Annotated in this window: 15 protein-coding genes; all 15 read right to left on the reverse strand. The window is 59.6% G+C overall.

Annotated features, from left to right (window positions below; translation table 11 throughout):
* Window positions 1-2: 2 nt before the first annotated feature.
* The 15 genes from BQ8011_RS00490 to BQ8011_RS00560 all read right to left on the reverse strand — a co-directional run bounded on the left by BQ8011_RS00490 (window position 3) and on the right by BQ8011_RS00560 (window position 18,079).
* Complete coding sequence (locus BQ8011_RS00490) at window positions 3-1,505, reverse strand: FAD-dependent oxidoreductase (RefSeq protein WP_072456574.1); 1,503 nt, start codon at window positions 1,503-1,505, stop codon at window positions 3-5.
* A 91-nt stretch (window positions 1,506-1,596) separates the two neighbouring features.
* Window positions 1,597-2,607 (reverse strand): polyprenyl synthetase family protein, encoded by a 1,011-nt coding sequence (locus BQ8011_RS00495; RefSeq protein ID WP_072456577.1) that lies wholly within the window; start codon window positions 2,605-2,607, stop codon window positions 1,597-1,599.
* Window positions 2,604-4,175 (reverse strand): NADH-quinone oxidoreductase subunit NuoN, encoded by a 1,572-nt coding sequence (gene nuoN, locus BQ8011_RS00500; RefSeq protein WP_072456579.1) that lies wholly within the window; start codon window positions 4,173-4,175, stop codon window positions 2,604-2,606. Before nuoN ends, BQ8011_RS00495 begins: the two co-directional genes overlap by 4 nt.
* Entirely contained in the window at window positions 4,172-5,713 is a 1,542-nt protein-coding gene (locus BQ8011_RS00505) for a complex I subunit 4 family protein (protein WP_072457804.1), read from the reverse strand. The genes nuoN and BQ8011_RS00505 overlap by 4 nt, the downstream gene beginning before the upstream one ends.
* 28 nt (window positions 5,714-5,741) lie before the next feature.
* A complete protein-coding gene (gene nuoL / locus BQ8011_RS00510; protein ID WP_072456582.1) occupies window positions 5,742-7,718 on the reverse strand; it encodes an NADH-quinone oxidoreductase subunit L in 1,977 nt (658 codons plus the stop codon).
* A 13-nt stretch (window positions 7,719-7,731) separates the two neighbouring features.
* Window positions 7,732-8,031 (reverse strand): NADH-quinone oxidoreductase subunit NuoK, encoded by a 300-nt coding sequence (nuoK, locus tag BQ8011_RS00515; RefSeq protein ID WP_009408608.1) that lies wholly within the window; start codon window positions 8,029-8,031, stop codon window positions 7,732-7,734.
* Window positions 8,028-8,975 (reverse strand): NADH-quinone oxidoreductase subunit J, encoded by a 948-nt coding sequence (locus BQ8011_RS00520; RefSeq protein WP_072456585.1) that lies wholly within the window; start codon window positions 8,973-8,975, stop codon window positions 8,028-8,030. The genes nuoK and BQ8011_RS00520 overlap by 4 nt, the downstream gene beginning before the upstream one ends.
* Window positions 8,972-9,631: an NADH-quinone oxidoreductase subunit NuoI gene (gene nuoI / locus BQ8011_RS00525; RefSeq protein ID WP_072456588.1), complete on the reverse strand. Its 660-nt coding sequence runs from the start codon at window positions 9,629-9,631 to the stop codon at window positions 8,972-8,974. The genes BQ8011_RS00520 and nuoI overlap by 4 nt, the downstream gene beginning before the upstream one ends.
* On the reverse strand, window positions 9,624-10,943 hold the full coding sequence (gene nuoH, locus BQ8011_RS00530; protein ID WP_072456591.1) for an NADH-quinone oxidoreductase subunit NuoH: 1,320 nt from the start codon (window positions 10,941-10,943) through the stop codon (window positions 9,624-9,626). The genes nuoI and nuoH overlap by 8 nt, the downstream gene beginning before the upstream one ends.
* On the reverse strand, window positions 10,940-13,504 hold the full coding sequence (locus BQ8011_RS00535) for an NADH-quinone oxidoreductase subunit G (protein WP_072456594.1): 2,565 nt from the start codon (window positions 13,502-13,504) through the stop codon (window positions 10,940-10,942). The genes nuoH and BQ8011_RS00535 overlap by 4 nt, the downstream gene beginning before the upstream one ends.
* A complete protein-coding gene (gene nuoF, locus BQ8011_RS00540) occupies window positions 13,501-14,796 on the reverse strand; it encodes an NADH-quinone oxidoreductase subunit NuoF (RefSeq protein WP_072456597.1) in 1,296 nt (431 codons plus the stop codon). Before nuoF ends, BQ8011_RS00535 begins: the two co-directional genes overlap by 4 nt.
* Complete coding sequence (nuoE, locus tag BQ8011_RS00545; protein ID WP_072456599.1) at window positions 14,789-15,487, reverse strand: NADH-quinone oxidoreductase subunit NuoE; 699 nt, start codon at window positions 15,485-15,487, stop codon at window positions 14,789-14,791. The genes nuoF and nuoE overlap by 8 nt, the downstream gene beginning before the upstream one ends.
* Window positions 15,484-16,833 (reverse strand): NADH-quinone oxidoreductase subunit D, encoded by a 1,350-nt coding sequence (locus tag BQ8011_RS00550; RefSeq protein ID WP_072456602.1) that lies wholly within the window; start codon window positions 16,831-16,833, stop codon window positions 15,484-15,486. Before BQ8011_RS00550 ends, nuoE begins: the two co-directional genes overlap by 4 nt.
* Window positions 16,833-17,528 carry an NADH-quinone oxidoreductase subunit C gene (locus tag BQ8011_RS00555; RefSeq protein ID WP_072456605.1) on the reverse strand — a complete coding sequence of 232 codons (696 nt, stop codon included), beginning with the start codon at window positions 17,526-17,528 and terminating at the stop codon, window positions 16,833-16,835. Before BQ8011_RS00555 ends, BQ8011_RS00550 begins: the two co-directional genes overlap by 1 nt.
* Window positions 17,525-18,079, reverse strand: coding sequence for an NADH-quinone oxidoreductase subunit B (locus BQ8011_RS00560; RefSeq protein WP_034502318.1), 555 nt, complete (start codon window positions 18,077-18,079; stop codon window positions 17,525-17,527). The genes BQ8011_RS00555 and BQ8011_RS00560 overlap by 4 nt, the downstream gene beginning before the upstream one ends.
* Between the last annotated feature and the right edge of the window lie 2 nt (window positions 18,080-18,081).

The raw sequence follows: 18,081 nt of genomic DNA on the forward strand, positions 1-18,081 counted from the left end.
CGCTAGATGCGACTGGGCCCCGAGTAATCCTCGAAACGCTCGGGAGCAGAAGGAACACCCATCTCCCCCATCTGACCAATGAGATCCTCGTGGACCTGGTCCTTACCCAAAGACACATCGGTCATCGCGCGACGCGAGACAACCTTGATACGTTCACGCCCACCACGGCCACCGGGAAGCTCACCGTACTTCTCACCCAGCGCGGCCTCGTAAGCGTCAAGAAGCTCCCATCCCTCCCAGGTGGTGAACTCCACGCCACGCTCACGAAGCAGAGCAACCATGGCCTCGTGACCAACCTCGGAAGAAGTTGCGTGCAGGCGACCTGCCTCCGCGTCCTCGACGAGGTGAGAAATAGTCTGTTGAGCATCCGACTTCGTCGAACCGATCAGGCCGACAGGGCCACGCCTAATCCAACCGGTCGCGTACACGCCCTGAACCACCGGAGCATCGGGATCTTGTGTTGTGTCCGAATCAATCACGCGTCCCTCGACGTTGGGGACAACGCCTGCGCGCTTGTCAAAAGGCAGTCCTGGGACCGGCGAAGAATAGTAGCCAATCGCGCGATAAACCGCCTGAACGGGCCAGGTCGTGATAACACCGGTTCCGCGTACGGAGCCGTCCCCCGTGAGCTCAGTGCGCTCGGTACGAATTGCACTGACGTTTCCATCCTCATCGGCAAGGATCTCAACCGGCGACTGGAAAAGGTGAATGTGGATGCGGCGCGAAGCAGTGTGCGATTCGGGATCTTCCATCGCGTAGTTGGTCAAGGTCTTGACGACCTGACGCTGCTGGTTCGAGGCCCGCAGGGCTTCCTCAGAGCCCTCATCGAAGTCGAAATCGTCCTCAGAGACAATGATGTCAACATCGGGAACATGTCCCAATTCACGTAGTTCAAGCGGGGTGAACTTTACCTGCGCAGGGCCGCGGCGACCAAAAACATGCACATCCGTAACCGGGTTTTCAGCCAAGCCCTTGGCGACGTTTTCAGGGATCTCAGTGACCAGCATGTCCTCAACGTGCTTGGCCAAGACGCGCGAAACATCCAGTGCAACGTTTCCGACGCCCAGCACGGCAACGGACTTTGCTTCAAGAGGCCACGTACGGGGGTAATCCGGATGTCCGTCATACCAAGAGACGAAATCGGCAGCACCGTAGGACTGCGGAAGATCAACGCCCGGAATGTTCAGCGGAGCATCGCGATCAGCGCCCGTGGCAATGATGATCGCATCGTAGTGGGCGTGGAGATCCTCGATGGTGATGTCGCGACCTACCTCAACGTTTCCAAGCAGACGAATATCGCCGCGCTGAAGAATCTTGTAGAGGGCGACGATAATCTGCTTGATTCGCGGGTGGTCCGGGGCAACGCCGTAGCGCACCAAGCCGTAGGGGGCGGGGAGCCGTTCGAACAGATCGATATTCACATCCAAACCGGACTTGGACAGAATGTCAGATGCATAAATGCCCGCAGGGCCTGCGCCGATAACGGCAACGTTGTAGGTGCTCACGCGTGATCCTCTTCTCCGGCTACGCCCACGCGCAGCCCCTTATCCTGCTCCAATCCTACAATCACACGACCTCGGGAGCAGCCGAGAGGACTTAGGCGACGCGATCGACCATCAAGTGCGCGAAGGCAATAAGCGCCTGCTTTGCTTCACCCTCGGGAAGATCGGCGATGCATTCCAGTGCGCTTTCGCACCACTCATGAGCAAGCTTACGGGTCTGGGTGACGACCTGATGCCCACGCAGCCGCGCAACCACAGCAGCCAAAGCCTCGTCCGAGGACAAATCCCCACCCAGCATCGACAAGATCTTCTGACCTTCGGGATCCAGATTGCCATTGGACTGCGCGCGGCGAAGCAGCAGCACGGGAAGGGTATCCACGCCTTCGCGAAGATCCGTTCCCGGGGTCTTTCCCGACTGTCCTTCGGCGGGCCCAAGATCGATCACATCATCTGCGATCTGGAAGGCAACGCCCAGGCGTTCTCCGAACTGCGTGAGCGCTTCGATGGTCACTTGATCCGCGCCAGCGTGCATCGCACCGAAGGCCGCAGCCGATGCCACCAAGGAACCAGTCTTGTCGGCAAGAACCTGGATATAGAAAGTCAGGGGATCATCGCCCTCTTCAGGACCGAAAGTCTCATTGAGCTGGCCCATGCACAGGCGCTCGAAAGTGATGGCGTGGTGGCGAACCGTTTCATCACCCAAAGTCGCGATCATCGCAGAAGCTCGAGCGAAAAGAATATCGCCGGCCAAGATCGCGCGGTTATTCCCCCACAGATGCTGAGCCGAGGGAACTCCGCGACGAGTCGGGGCAGAATCCATGACATCGTCGTGGTAGAGCGATGCCAAGTGCGTGAGTTCAATGCCCGTTGCTGCGGTGAGGACCTCATCGCTCAGAGCGCGCTGGGGGTCGCCGAATTGCGCTGCAACCAGCGTGAGCAAGGGACGCATGCGCTTGCCACCGGCCTGAGCCAAATGACTGGTGAGTTCAGTGACCAAGTCCCTGGAATCACTGACGGAACGGTGCAAACGGTCCTCAACGGCCTCGAGGCCCGGAAGAATTCGGGCCTCGAGATCAGGAACGTGTAAATCGATTACGGCGCTCACGGGAGAAGCACAACCACCTGATTGAGTAGAGACAGAACCGGACTCGGGAAGAGTCCAAGGGCAATCGTACCCACAGCACACACGGTGATCGCAACACCAGCGAAACCTTCAGAGCGAACGACCTCGACGTCCTCACGCGGCTGCATGAAGAACATCACGCGAACCAGACGGAAGTAGAAGAAGGCCGTGACAGCCGAGCAGGCAAGCGCAAGCGCGACCAGCCAGACGTATCCACCCGCGAAAGCATCCGAGAAGACGACGAACTTCGCAATGAAGCCGCCCGTGAAAGGAATACCCGCAAAGGAAAGCAGGAAGATCAGCATTGCCGAGGCCAAGCCGGGGTTGGTCTTCCCCAGTCCCGCCCAGCGGCGCAGATCCGTCACTTCGCCGCCGATATTTCCCTCGCTGTCACTGGAACGAACCAGGGTGATCACGCCGAAGGCTCCAACGGTCGCCACCGCGTAGGCCAAGACATAGAAGAGTACGTGACCAGCTGAGTAGCGCACCAGCGAGAGAATACCCAAGAGGATGAAGCCCGCGTGAGCGATCGACGAGTAGGCAAGCATGCGCTTGACGTCCATTTGCACGAGGCCTGCGAAAGTTCCAACCAGCATGGTCAAGACAACGACAACGATCATGATCGGAATCAGGCTCCACTGCAGGGGAGCTGCCACAACCTGGAAGAAACGAAGCATTGCGCCGAAGGCTGCGAGCTTAACCGCGGCAGCCATGAAGCCCGTCACGGGAGTTGGAGCACCGGTGTAAACATCGGGAGTCCACGCGTGGAAGGGAGCTGCGCCAACCTTGAAGAGCAAGCCGACCATCACCATGACAGTGCCCATCAGCAAGAGCACGTGCATTCCAGCCGTCTGCGGGGTCGGGGTAGCTGCATCGGAGATGATGAGCGAACCGGAGTAACCGTAGAGGAAAGCTGAACCCATGAGCATGAAGCCCGAGGAGAACGCACCAAGAATGAAGTACTTCAGCGCAGCTTCCTGCGAGAGCTGACGACGCCGACGCGCGGTCGCAGCCAGGATGTACAGAGGAAGAGACATCACTTCCAGAGCAACGAAAAGTGCAATATAGGAATTCGCTGCCGGGAAGATCATCATGCCGCCGGTCGAGAAAAGAACCAGAGCAAACATTTCAGAACGCTGGTAACCCTTCGCGTCCGAGCGCTCCTCATCAGAGGAACCGGGGCGGTCCGAAGGCTGTCCGGCAAAGGCGCCGTCGCCGGCCTCGGAACGATCAGCAATGACGAGGACCGCGAAGAAGGCAATCAGGACAAGAATGCCCTGCGCGGCGATCGTCAAAGGATCGTCAATGTACTCCCCCAGTGACGAGGGGGTCACTGTGACCACTGCCCAGCGCATGACCAGGGCAACCGCCGAAGCAATGAGTGCAACAAGAGCGATTCCGATGACACTCGAGCGGCGCGCACGCACCGGCACGAAAGACTCAGCGAGAACCGCGAGGATACCGCCACCAAGGACGCACAGGATGGGCGCAAGTGCAGCCCAGGAAATCTCGGGGACCGTGAACGTCACGGCTGTTGCCACAGAATTCACTGTGCGCTCCCTTCACTCAAAATTGCACTTGCAGCGGTCATCAGCTGTTCGCCCTGCGTCGCAATCGGCGTCAGAGCGGAAACCAACGGCGCCGCCCAGATGCCCAAGACGAGCATCGCAATGACTAGCGGGGTCATAACGGTCTTCTCGCGTGCGTTCAGATCAGCAATCTGATCCTTTCCAGCTCGCGGCGGGCCGGTGAAGACTCGCTGGTAAGGCATCAGCATGTACAGCGCGGCCAGAATCACGCCGAGTACTGCGAAGAGCGCGAGCATCGTCGAGACCTTCCACGTTCCCATGAGAACCAGGTACTCGGGGACGAATCCGGACAGGCCGGGAAGCGCGACTGAAGCCAGACCCGAGAAGAGCCACAAGCCTGCCAGGACCGGGCTCACGCGCTGCATACCGCCGTACTCGCGCATGTCTTGGGTGCCGCCTCGTGCGGAAAGCCAACCGGAAAGGAGGAACATCGCTGCGATCGACACACCGTGAGCGACCATGTAAACCATGGCGCCGGTCAGTGCGATCTGCGAGCCGATGAAGATACCGAGGACCATGAAGCCGAAGTGCGAGACCGAGGTGTAGGACACCAGACGCATGATGTCGTTTTGTCCGATGGCAGCCAGGCCACCCCACAAAATCGAGGCCACCGCGAAGCCGCAGATCCACCACTGTAGGCTGGCCGCTCCGAGCGGGAACAAGCGCAAGCACAGGGTGATCATGCCGAAGGTTCCGACCTTATCGAGAACGCCAACAAGGAGCACCGAGGTGCCCGGGCGAGCATTCTGAGCAGTATCGGGAAGCCAGGTGTGAACCGGGACCATGGGGGCCTTAATCGCAAAGGCAATGAAGAAGGTCAGGAAGAGACCGACCTGAATTCCCACAGGGAGATTCACCGTCCCCGAAGCCAGCATATCGAGGCGGAAGAGGGTATCTCCGCGGCGAGCAGCCAGCGCCCAGATGGCAACGAGGCCACCGAGCATCACCAGACCACCGGCCAGAGAGAAGAGAAGGAACTTCATCGCAGCACGCTGACGAGCCTTCTTTTCGCCGACTCCGTAACGACCGATCATGACGAAGAGCGGAACGAGCATTCCTTCGAAGGCCAGGTAGAAGAGCAGGACATCGGAAGCCGCAAAGATCAGCACCATGAATGCTTCAAGAAGCAGCACCCATCCGAAATAAGCCCCTGCCTTTGCCTCGTCTTCATCGTCGTTCCAAGCGGCCAGCACGACCAGGGGAACCAAGGCGACGGCAAGAAGAATCATGACCGCACCCAGTGCATTCACGGCCACCGCCCAACTCAGGCCCATCTGGGGAATCCAGGAGTAGGCCTCGGAAAGCTGATAGGTGGAGGAAGACGACCAATCGAAGGCGCTGACAAACGCCACGATGGCCGCGGCAAGTTCACACACCGACAAGATCAGGGCGAAGGTACGCCCGGCGCGACGCAGGGCGGGGATCATCGCGAGCATCAAGGCACCCAGCGCGGGAAGTGCGACAAGAATCGACAGCCACGGAAGTGGCGCGCTGGTCATTTGAGAAATCTGCATAACTCTTACTTCCTCACAGCGTGAATGCCAAGACGGCGGCCAGGGCAAGGACTACCCCGCCAAGAATGTAGGAGGCATAGGTGCGCACGCGTCCGGACTGGGTAGCACCCACCGCGCGTCCAGCACCCGTTGATGCCTTTTCCACCACGTGAACGATGCCGTCAATCGCCTTGTCATCGCCAAGAGTTGCGGCCTTAACCAGAGCAATACCCGGAGTCATGAAGAGTGCCTCATTCACCGAATCCTGGTAGAGATCCTGGCGAGCAGCACGCGTGAGCGCATTACCCGCAGGAATTGCGGTGGGAACCTCACGACGTCCGTACATCATCCACGCAAGGCCAGCGCCCGCAAGCACCAGAAGCAAGGTGACGACCTGAATTGCGATTTCTGGGGCAACGGGATGAGCGTGCTCAACCTCGCCCAGCGAAGGCTGGAGCCACGTCGTAAAAGCGTTTCCGATTGAGAGAACTCCACCGATAGCGGCGGCCGCGATCGCCAGAATGATCATCGGGACGGTCATCAAAGGAGAGGATTCGTGCGGATGCACGCCCGAGCCTTCAGCTTCGGTCGTCCAACGAGCGGTGCCGTGGAAGGTCATAAAGAACAGTCGCGACATGTAGAAGGCGGTGATTCCAGCGCCGACCATGGTCACGATACCGAAGACCCAACCGGCCCAGACGGCCTCGTGGCCCGCAAAGGTGGTAGCCCCGAAAGCCGCTTCGATGATCTTGTCCTTGGAGAAGAAGCCCGAGAAGGGCGGGACGCCCAAGATCGCAAGCCAGCCGAATGCGAAGGTGATCCACGTGACCTTCATGGCGGTGCGCAGTGCGCCGAAGCGACGCATATTGACTTGGTCGTTCATGCCGTGCATCACCGAACCCGCGCCAAGGAACATGAGGGCCTTGAAGAAGCCGTGGGTGAAGAGGTGGAAGATCGCAAAGGCCCAACCGATGGGACCAAGACCTGCGCCGAGCATCATGTAGCCGATCTGGCTCATAGTGGATGCTGCGAGCACCTTCTTCATATCGTCCTTCGCGCAGCCGACGATCGCGCCGAAGAGCAGTGTGATTGCACCGACGATAACAACCGCGGTCGCAGCAACGGGCGAAGCCTGGAAGATCGCACCCGAGCGAACAATGAGATAGACACCGGCGGTGACCATCGTTGCCGCGTGGATAAGCGCGGACACGGGGGTCGGGCCAGCCATTGCATCGCCGAGCCACGCCTGCAGCGGGAACTGAGCGGACTTACCGCAGGCACCCACCAAGAGGAAGAAACCAATGATGGTTGCTTGCACCGGCGAGATCGAGACGACCATCGAGTTGACCTTATCCATGTTGACGGTCGAGAAGTTCGCGACCATTGCCATCATGGCGATGAGCAGGCCCATATCGCCCACTCGGTTCATGACGAAGGCCTTCTTTGCAGCAACCGCATTGGCAGGAACGTGGTTCCAGAAACCGATGAGAAGGTACGAGGCCAAGCCCACTCCTTCCCAGCCGACGAAGAGACCCGCGTAGGAGTCCGCCAGAACCAGGATGAGCATCGCGGCGATGAAGAGGTTGAGGTAGGCGAAGAAGCGACGACGATCCGTGTCGTGCTCCATGTACGCGATCGCGTAGACGTGGATGAGAGACCCAACGAAGGTGACCAGCATGACGAAGGTCATCGACAGCGGGTCGAGCATCAATCCGAAGTCAACGGAGAAGTCTCCCGCGGGAATCCACGAGAACAGGGGAAGCGCGATTCGCTGTCCTTGAGCGGGGAGGGAGAGCATTGTGGCGATAACCGCCACGCCCACCGCGAAGGCGGCCCATGATGCCACGGTTGCCAGCAGGTGACCCCAGCGATCTGAGCGGCGTCCCAGCACAAGAAGAATCGCACTGGAGGCAGCTGGAATTGCGATCATCAGCCAAGCCCAGGAGAAGACTCCCGTAGCCTCGACTGGAGCTGCGGCTTGGGCCACAGCATTCAGCAGTGTAAAGGTCATTCCGGCTTACTCCTCAGTTCTTCAGAAGATCGAGGTCGTCAACGTTGGTGGTAACGCGTGACTTAAAGATGGACACAACGATTGCCAGTCCGACCACGACTTCAGCTGCAGCAACAACCATGACGAAGAAGGCCATGATTTCTCCACTGACGTTTCCGTGGATTCGCGCGAAGGTTACGAAGGCAAGATTGGCGGAGTTGAGCATGAGCTCGACTCCCATCAAGGAGATCACTGCGCTGCGACGGACCAGAACAATCGCTGCACCGATCGCAAAGAGGATCCCCGAGAGCACGAGGTAGGCTGCAAGGCTCATTCTTCTTCCTTCCCTTCTTCACTGCTATCGCTGGCAAGGGGCTGGTTCAAGCCACTCGGGGCGGGCGCACCGGGCATACCCCAAGCCTGCGAACGCTGACGAGTCTGCGGGTGTGTGGGATCGAAGATCGTGTCCTCAAGAGCGCCGCTCTTGGCAAGCGCCAGAGACTGCGCGACCTCGGGTTCGACCTGCCCAATGACACGCTCCAAGCCGCGCACGCGCAAGACCCTGGGGACCGAGGCTTCGACTGGGCCGTGCGTTTCGCCGGAGATCGCGGGAACATCGACCGCGTTGGAGTGCGCGTACACACCGGGGGCGGGAAGCTGACCGATCCTGCGTCCCGAGGCCTTAAAGGCGCGCATCTTCGCTTCTGCGGTTGTGCGTTGGGTGAGGACCGGGCCGAGCTGATCGGAGTGAGTGAGCAGCATCGCGCCGATGGCCGCGGTGATGAGCAAGATTCCCGCAAGTTCCATTGAGAACCAGTAGCGCGAGAACAGCGTCGCTGCCAAGTCGGTGATCGGAGCGTTCGAGTAGGGCTCAGAGCTCAAGGAATCAGAGGAGCCCGTTGCACGCGAGCGGGCAACAGCTCCGATAACGACAGCTGCCAAGCCCAGAGCGATGAGCACCGAGGTGATGATGCGTCCGCGCGATTGCTGCGCGTAATTGTCGGATGCTCCCAGACCAATCATCATGATGACGAAGAGGAAGAGAACCATAATGGCGCCGGTGTAAACGACAACCTGGACAGTTCCCAAGAAAGCTGCTCCGTGCATCAGGTAGAGGACGGCCAAGCCGAGCATGACTCCGACCATGCAAATCGCACAGTGGACGGCTTTCTTAAAGAAGAGCACTCCCAAGGCGCAGGCAATCATGAACACTGCCACGCAGCCAAAGAGGATCGCCTCCCCTGTTGATGCCATTTCGGGCCAATTCATGAGGGTCATGACTGACGTGCCTCCTCGTAGACGGGACGTGCAGTAGCAAGGGAAGGATCTTCGGGGCGGCGCTCGCGCACCCAGTCGATCTGCATCTGCGTGGGGCCGTGGACTTCGCCTCGGTAATAGTCACCGTCGGAGAGTCCTTCGACCTGAGGGTGAGGAGGCTGAAGCATTCCCTCGGAGAGGGGAACTAGGAGCTGGTCCTTCTCGTAGATATCGTCTGCGCGAGTGTATTCGGCCAGCTCGAAGTCATGACCCATTGTGAGCGCTCGAGTCGGGCAGGCCTCGATGCAATAACCGCAGAAAATGCAACGCAGATAGTTGATCTGGTAGACGCGGCCGTAGCGTTCCCCGGGACTGTACTGTTCCTCGGGAGTGTTGGATGCGGCCTCGACGTAGATCGCATCCGCGGGGCACGCCCACGCACACAATTCGCAACCGACGCACTTTTCGAGGCCGTCGGCGTAGCGATTGAGCTGGTGGCGTCCGTGGAAACGCGGTTCGACGAAGGGGCCCTCGAAGGGGTACTGCTCAGTAACGGTCGGGCGGAAGAAGGAGGACAGGGTCACTCCGTACCCGGCGAAGGGCGCGAAGAACTGACCGATCGGCCCCTTGGGATCCTGCTCGTAGCGCAAGTTCTCGCTTTGGTTCTGCTCAGTCATTCGTCTCCTCCATTACTGCGTTGACCACGCGCGAAGCGCGCGGCGAGGGCGGGAGCTTTTGTCCGGGCAGCGGAGGCACCGGGAAGCCGTCGGCCATCGGATCGAAGTTCTCCAGGCGTGCGCGTGCTTCTTCTTCCTTCGCGGCTTCCTTGCGGGCATCAGCCGAATCTGCGAACCACATGATGATCAGCGCGACAACGAAGATGCCGGCGACCGCGCCGATGAGCTGAGGCAGGGTGAGGGAGACCCACTGAGTCACGGCGCGAATGATGGCGACCATGACGAGCCACGCCAAGGAAATCGGGATGAGGCGCTTCCAGCCCAGCTGCATAAATTGGTCGTAGCGGAAACGCAGGAGGGTGCTTCGTGTCCAGATCATGAGGATCATGAAGAACCACATCTTGAGGAAGAACCACAGCATGCCGAACCAGCCGCTATTGAGGAACTCGATGTGCGACAGCGGCCACGGAGCGTGCCATCCGCCGAAGAACATGGTCGTTGCCACCGCTGAAACGTTGAACATGTTGACGTATTCAGACAGGTAGAACCAACCGAACTTCATTGAGGAGTACTCGGTCATGTGACCGGCGACCAATTCACCTTCAGCTTCGGGAAGGTCGAAGGGAAGACGGTTCACTTCGCCGACCATCGAGATCAGGTAGATGACGAAGGCCGGTGCTAAGGGCAGGAACCACCAGGTTTGCGCCTGGGATGCAACGATCTGCGAAGTCGACATCGAACCGGCCATGAGGAAGACCGCAACCAGGGACATTCCCATCGACAGTTCGTATGAGATCACCTGTGCTGAGGAACGCACCGCACCGTAGAGCGGAAGCGTTGAGGACGCGGACCAACCACCCAGAACGATGCCGTACAAGCCCAGCGAAGAAATCGCAAGGATGTACAGGGCAGCGACCGGCATATCTGCTAGCTGCAGGGGCGTTGAGTGGCCGAAAACCGAAACATTCGGACCCATCGGAATGACGGCGAAGATACTGAAGGCTGCGAATGCGGAGACCGAAGGCGCAAGCAGGTAGATGAACTTCTCGGACTTGCGCGTCCACATGTCTTCCTTGAAGAGCAGCTTCACGGCGTCGGCAATTGCTTGGAACAAGCCGAAGGGACCGGCGACATTCGGGCCGGGACGAGTCTGCATGCGTCCGATCGTTCGACGTTCAACCCACAGTGCGAGCAAAACGTTGAGGATCAGGAAAACAATGATGAAAACGGCCTTGAGGACTGTCAACCACCAGGTTTCCTGCGAAAAATCCGCGGGAGAATAGTTGGGAACTTCCATGGGGATCATGTTCATCGGGCCACCTCCCCCTTTGCGCTCAGGGTGACAGAAGAACCGAAGTTCCCCAGTGATTCGTGGACGAGGGAGCCTTGGGAGCACTCGGGCACCCAGACGACTCCTTCCGGAAGATCAGCAAATTGCAGGGGAAGTGTCACGCTTCCGCGCGGGCTGCTCAGTGTGAGCAGTTCCCCTTCGTCGAGGCCGAGGCCCGCTACCGTCGCGCGTGCCGCGAAGACGACGGGGCGGCGTGCGCTTCCAGCCAGCATGTGTGCGCCATCTTGCAGGCGACCAGCATCGAGCATCGGCTTATGGGTGGCGAGGAGTGCCTGTCCCTGTGCGAGCTCAACGAGCGGCGAGTCTTGAGCAGGAGCGAATTCTTCGCGCTCACCCCTCCAGTTCATGAGCGGGTTGACCTGGTCGTAAAGGCTCACCAGATCGGAAAGACCAAGATCCACGCCGAATTCGCGAGCAAGAGCATCGAAAACAAGGCGGTCGGTCTGTGCACGAGAAGCGATTGCCTGACCGAAGGGACGCAGGCGTCCTTCCCAGTTGATGAAAGTGCCGTTCTTTTCAAGCGGCGGTGCGACCGGCAAGATCACATCAGCGCGATCGGTCACCTCGCTGCGACGAACTTCAAGGCTCACCAAGAAATCAACCTGATCAAGCGCCTTTCGCGCAGCGGCCGGATCGTCGAAATCGCGCAGGTCAACGCCACCGACGACGAGGGCCTTCAAGCGGCCGTCAGTTGCAGCTTCCAGCATCTGCGAAGCGTCGAGTCCGCGAGTTGCGGGGATTTCGCCCCACGCAAGGCTCTCACGCGCATCTGCGCTGGACGCCGGACGACCAAAGGGCAGGAGTCCGGGAAGAAGACCGGCCTCGAGGCCACCGCGTTCACCCGCACGACGAGGCACCCACTGGATGCGTGCCTTGCAGCGCTGGGCGAGACGGACAACTTCGCTGAGAAGTCCGGGGGTGCGGCTGGCTCGTTCACCAACGAGGATGACTCCACCCTCGAGGCGCCCAGCGAGCTCGGCGTATTCGCCTTCGGGAGCGATCGCTGCAGCAACCTCGACCTCGGTACCCGGAGCGCAACGCAGCAGCTCTCCAGAAAGCTTGGCGAGGCCTCGGGAAGTCATGGGGGCCAAAGAAGCAACGCGGAGCTTGCCCTTGCGAGTGGCCTTACGCATCCGCAGGAAGAGCGCGCCGCACTCGTCCTCGGGCTCAAGCCCAACCAGGAGGACCTGGCCGGCACTCTCAAGCTGCGAGTAAGTGACGCCCAAACCACTGCCTGCCACGTGGGCGGCAAGGAATGAACGCTCTTCTTCACTGTGGCTTCGCGAACGCATGTCGATGGAATCAGATCCCACGACGGTGCGTGCGAACTTCGACCATGCCCAGGCATCTTCAAAGCTCAGGCGACCGCCGGGAAGGAAACCAACCTGATCACCGGAAAGGCCGGCAAGTGCGCGGTGGACACGGTCCAAGGCATCCGACCACGAGGTCGGGACAAGCTGACCGTTCTCGCGAACGAAAGGAGTATTAAGGCGCTGGGCGCCCGACCACCTGAAGGCAAAACGGTCCTTGTCGGTGATCCACTCTTCGTTGACCTCGGGATCATTTCCGGCGAGGCGTCGCAGAACTTCACCACGGCGAATATCCACGCGGATCGCACTACCGGAAGCATCGTGCTCGGTTACCGAAGCGGTAGATACCAAGTCGAAGGGGCGTGCGCGGAAGCGGTAATCATTAGAGGTCAGAGCGCCAACCGGGCAGATCTGGATGATATTTCCCGAGAAGTACGAGGCGAATGCGCGGCCCGAAACATCACGATCATTGGGGGCAAGATCGCCCTCATTGAGGGAACCGATAATGCCTTCTTGACCGTAAGGGCCCGAAATTCCCGCCTGGACGTTGTCCTTTTCCTGCGGGTTGAAGTAATCCAAGACCGCGGTATCGAAGGAGCCGACCTGCTCACCCATGAAGTGATGATGCTCGGTCGGCGCTGTGCCGCCGCCTCGTCCCTGAAGATCCAGGAACACGTCGCCCGCGATTTCCTTACCGAAGCGCACGCAGCGCTGGCACAGGATGCAGCGCTCGCGATCGAGCAGGATCTGCGAGGTCAGCTTCAGGGGCTTGCGGTAGGTGCGCTTTGCGTCGATGAAACGCGAGCTCTCACGGCCTTCGCTCATTGCTTGGTTCTGCAGGGGGCATTCGCCGCCCTTATCGCAGATCGGGCAATCAAGCGGGTGGTTGATCAGCAGGAATTCCATCACGCCTTCCTGGGCGCGACGGGCAACCTCGGAGGTGTGCTGGGTCTTGACGACCATGCCGGGGGTGACAGTCTGAGCACACGAAGGCTGAGGCTTGGGCATGAAACGCAGCTCGCCCGTATTGCGATCGGGCATTCCGACCTCAACCAAGCACTGACGGCATGCGGCGACGGGCTCAAGCAGCGGGTGATCACAGAACCGCGGGATACGGATTCCGGCCTTCTCGGCCGCGCGGATCACCAGGGTGCCTGCGGGAACGTCCAATTCGACGTCGTCGATTGTGACCTTTACTAGGTTCTCGCTCATCGAACTCCTCCCTTGGCAAAGTTGCTCGAGGCCTCGTAGGGGAACAATTCGCGCGCGGGCGTCGTCAGCCCGGCCTCGAATTCTTCGCGGAACTTCTTAATTCCCGACATGATCGGGGTTGCTGCCGCATCGCCCAGGGCGCAGAAGCTTCGGCCAAAAATGTTGTGTGCGATCTCGTCCAACAGATCGATATCGCCTTCCTGGCCCTTTCCAGCCTCAAGGCGGAGCATGATCTGCTTAAGCCAGTAGGTTCCTTCACGACAGGGCGTGCACTTACCACAGGATTCGTGCTGGTAGAACTCAATCCAGCGGGTGATCACGCGAACCACAGAGGTTGTTTCATCGAAGACCTGAAGGGCTCGGGTACCGAGCATTGAACCGGCAGCACCGACGGACTCGTAATCCAAAGGAGTGTCCAGTTCTGCTTCAGTGAAGATCGGGGTCGAGGAACCACCGGGAGTCCAGAACTTCAGCTGGTGTCCTTCGCGAATACCGCCGGCAAGCTCGATGAGCTCGCGCATGGTGATTCCGAAGGGAGCTTCAAATTGGCCCGGGTTCTTCACGTGACCTGAGATCGAGAACAGACCGTGTCCCTTGGACTTTTCCGTTCCCATCGAGGCGTACCACTGCGCGGAGTTTTGGAAAATTCCCGCCACCTGGCTGATCGACTCAACGTTATTAATAACGGTCGGGCGAGCGTACAGACCCGCAACAGCCGGGAAGGGGGGCTTGAGACGCGGGTGACCGCGGAAGCCTTCCAAAGAATCCAGAAGAGCCGTTTCTTCACCACAGATGTATGCGCCGGCGCCGGCGTGAGCGGTGATGCGCAGATCGCCCAGAAGCCCGGCTTCAGTGGCTTCCTTCACCGCATTCATCAGGCGGCGGTAGACGTGAACGACTTCGCCGCGCAGGTAGACGAAAGCGTGGTTGCAATTGATGGCGCGCGAGGTGATCGCAATACCTTCAATCAGTACGTGAGGGTTCGCCATAATTGTCGGGATGTCCTTACAGGTTCCCGGTTCCGATTCATCGGCGTTGACCACCAGGTAACGAGGAAGACCGTCATCGGGCGGAAGGAAGGACCACTTGAGGCCCGTGGGGAATCCAGCGCCACCACGGCCTCGCAAGCCAGAGGCCTTCACTGTCTCAACGATCTCGGCGGGCTCCATGGTCTTAGCCTTCTTCAGGCCCTCATAGCCGCCTCGGCTCAGGTAAGACTCCAAAGTCCACGAGCGATCGCTTCCCCATCCGCGGGTCAGAATCGGGGTCAGTGCCACGGTTGCTTCACTCACCGTCCGTCTCCTTTCCTTCTTCCGCGGGAACATCAGCCGGAGCGCTCCAGCCGCGTTCTTCAGCGATCCTCAGTCCCAGTGTCGAGGCCTCGCCTGCGCTGGGTCCTTCGTGTTCGTGTCCGTCAAGGAAGCCGGCAAGAACGTGCTCGGTTTCCTTGAAGGTCGGTAGCACAGCACTTCCGCGCGTGGGGTGCAGGGGCTTACCGGCCTCGATGTCATCGATGAGGGCACACGCCGACTCAGGGGTCTGGTTGTCGAAGAATTCCCAGTTCACCATGACGACGGGCGCGTAATCGCAGGCCGCGTTACATTCGAGGCGTTCAAGGGTGATGGTTCCGGCCTCGTTAGTTTCATCGGTTCCGACGCCGACCTTTTCGCTGACGGCCTCCCAGATTTCATCGCCGCCCATGACAGCGCACAGGGCATTGGTGCACACGCCAACGAGGTATTCGCCGGTGGGGTGACGCTTGTACTGGGTGTAGAAGGTGGCAACTGCCGAAACTTCCGCACGGGTGATGCCCAGAAGCTCGGCGCACAGTGCGATTCCGTTGGCGCTCACGTAGCCGTCTTCAGACTGGACCAGGTGAAGCATGGGAAGCAGTGCGGAGCGAGAGTGGCCCTGCGGGTAGCGCGCGATGATTTCGCGTGCCTCGCCTGCTAGGCGCTCATAGGTTTCCACGGGATAGCTCATCGATCAACGCCTCCCAGAACGGGGTCGATAGTGGCCAGTGAAACAACGACATCGGCGAGCTGTCCGCCTTCCGTCATCATGGCCAGAGACTGCAGATTTGCGAATGAAGGGTCGCGGAAGTGTGCGCGGAAGGGGCGGGTTCCACCAGCAGAGACCAGGTGGACACCCAAGATGCCCTTGGCGTGTTCGACGGTCTGGTAGACCTGACCGGCGGGGACCTTGAAGCCTTCGGTGACCAGCTTGAAGTGGTGAATCAGGGATTCCATCGAGCTTCCCATGACCTTCGCGATGTGTTCCGCGGAGTTACCCTGGCCGTCCGTTGCGACCGAGAGCTGTGCGGGCCACTTGATGTGCGGGTCAGAAACCATAACGGGCTGGCCTTCGGTTTCTTCGAGGCGGCGCAGGACCTGCTCGACGATGCGCAGAGACTGGTAGCACTCGTCGAAGCGGACGCGCACGCGGTTATAGGCATCATTCGAGTCATAGGTCGGGACATCGAATTCGAAGTTCTCGTAACCGCAGTAGGGCTGGTCCTTACGCAAGTCTTGAGGCAGACCCGCTGCTCGCAGGGAGGGGCCGGTCAATCCCAGGGCCATCATCGCGGAAAGGGGCATGTAGCCGACGCCAATGAAACGCTGCTTAAAAATGGGGTTAGCCAAAACCAGATCCTGAAGCTCGCCGATGTCGTGGCGGACCTTGGGGAGCTTCTCGCGGATATAGGGAACCATGCCGCTGGGCAGGTCCTGAGCAATTCCACCGGGGCGCACGAATGCGTGATTCATACGAAGACCAGTGATGCGCTCGAAGATTCGCAGGATTTCTTCGCGGCCCCTGAATGCGATGGTCATCATCGTCGTCGCGCCCAGCTCGTTACCACCGGTGCCGATAGCAACGATGTGCGAGGCAATACGGTTGAGCTCCATGAGGAGAATACGAACCAAGTTCGCACGCTCGGGAACATCATTCGTAATGCCAAGAAGTTTTTCGACCGCCAAGCAGTAGCCGACTTCCTGGAAGAAGGGAGCGACGTAGTCCATGCGGGTGCACAGTGTCACGCCCTGTGTCCAGGTGCGGTATTCCATGGTCTTTTCAATACCCGTGTGCAGGTATCCGGTATCGACTCGAGTTTCACGAACGGTTTCGCCATCCAGCTCGAGGATCAGGCGAAGAACGCCGTGGGTTGAGGGGTGAACGGGACCCATGTTGAGAACGACGCGCTCGTGGTTGATGCGCTCAATCTCGGCGATGACGTCATCCCAGTCGCCGCCTTGAGCCAGGACCTCGGGGACATCTTCAATGTCCAGGCCCGCACTTGATGCTGCCGCATGCAGTGAAGGAGTAGTCATTAGTTGTACGACCTCCGGGTGTCGGCAGGGGCATTGACTGCGCCCTTGAATTCCACGGGAATACCACCCAAGGGGTAGTCCTTGCGTTGGGGGTGCCCTACCCAGTCATCGGGAAGAGCGGTGCGCGTCAGCGAGGGGTGCCCATCGAAGACGATGCCCATCAGGTCCCAAGTCTCACGTTCTTGCCAGTCGTTCGCCGGGTAGATATCGACGATCGAGGGAATGTGCGGATCCGCGTCCGGGCAGGTGACTTCCAAGCGAATCATGCGATTGTGCGTGATTGACATGAAGGGGTAAATGGCGTGAAGCTCGCGGCCGCGATCTTCGGGGTAGTTCACGCCGTTGGTTCCCAAGCACATTTCGAAACGCAGATCTTGGTCATCGCGCAGATAGCGCGCAACGCGGCGAATGTGCTCGCGCGGAATGAAGATGCTGAGTTCACCGTGTTCGATGACGACCTTTTCGATGACATCGGTGACGACCAATCCATCGGCTTCGATGAGTTCCTCGAGGACATCAACGATCTGGTCGAAGTAGGAACCGTAGGGACGAGTGGCGGCCGGGGCGCTCACAGCAACGGTTTCGAGCTCAGAAAAGCCCGTGGTATCGCCCTGGTCGGCAACACCGAACATTCCCTGGCGGCTCTTGATCACCGAGGGTTCTGCTGCGCCAAAACGGCTAATTTCTTCGCTCATGCCAGCAATCCCTTCATGTCGTGAGTGGGGGTTGCCGCAAGCGCTGCAGCCTCAGCCTTGCGTGCGATTTCGCGACGGTGCGCCCCCAGCGGCTCGCTACCGATCTGCTCACGCAGGGTGAGGATTGCGTGAATCAGCGCCTCGGGACGAGGCGGGCAGCCGGGAAGGTACACATCGACGGGAACAATGTGATCGCATCCCTGGACGACGGCGTAGTTATTGAACATGCCGCCCGAAGATGCGCAAGCTCCCATGGAGATGACCCACTTCGGGTCAGCCATTGAGTCATAGACACGGCGAATAACCGGGGCCATCTTATGGGAGACTCGTCCGGAGACGATCATGAGGTCGGAGTGACGCGGCGAAGCGCGGAAAACTTCCAGGCCGAAACGCGACATGTCGAAACGCGGAGTTCCGGCTGCCATCATTTCAATTGCGCAGCACGCCAAGCCCATGGTGACCGGCCACTGGCTGTGCTTTCGAGCAAGACCGAGGATTTTCTCCATGCTTGCCAGGGCAATGCCTGCAGGCAGGCTCTCTTCAATTCCCATTG

Origin of the sequence: Actinomyces marseillensis (assembly GCF_900155605.1) — a bacterium.
Taxonomy (GTDB): domain Bacteria; phylum Actinomycetota; class Actinomycetes; order Actinomycetales; family Actinomycetaceae; genus Pauljensenia; species Pauljensenia marseillensis.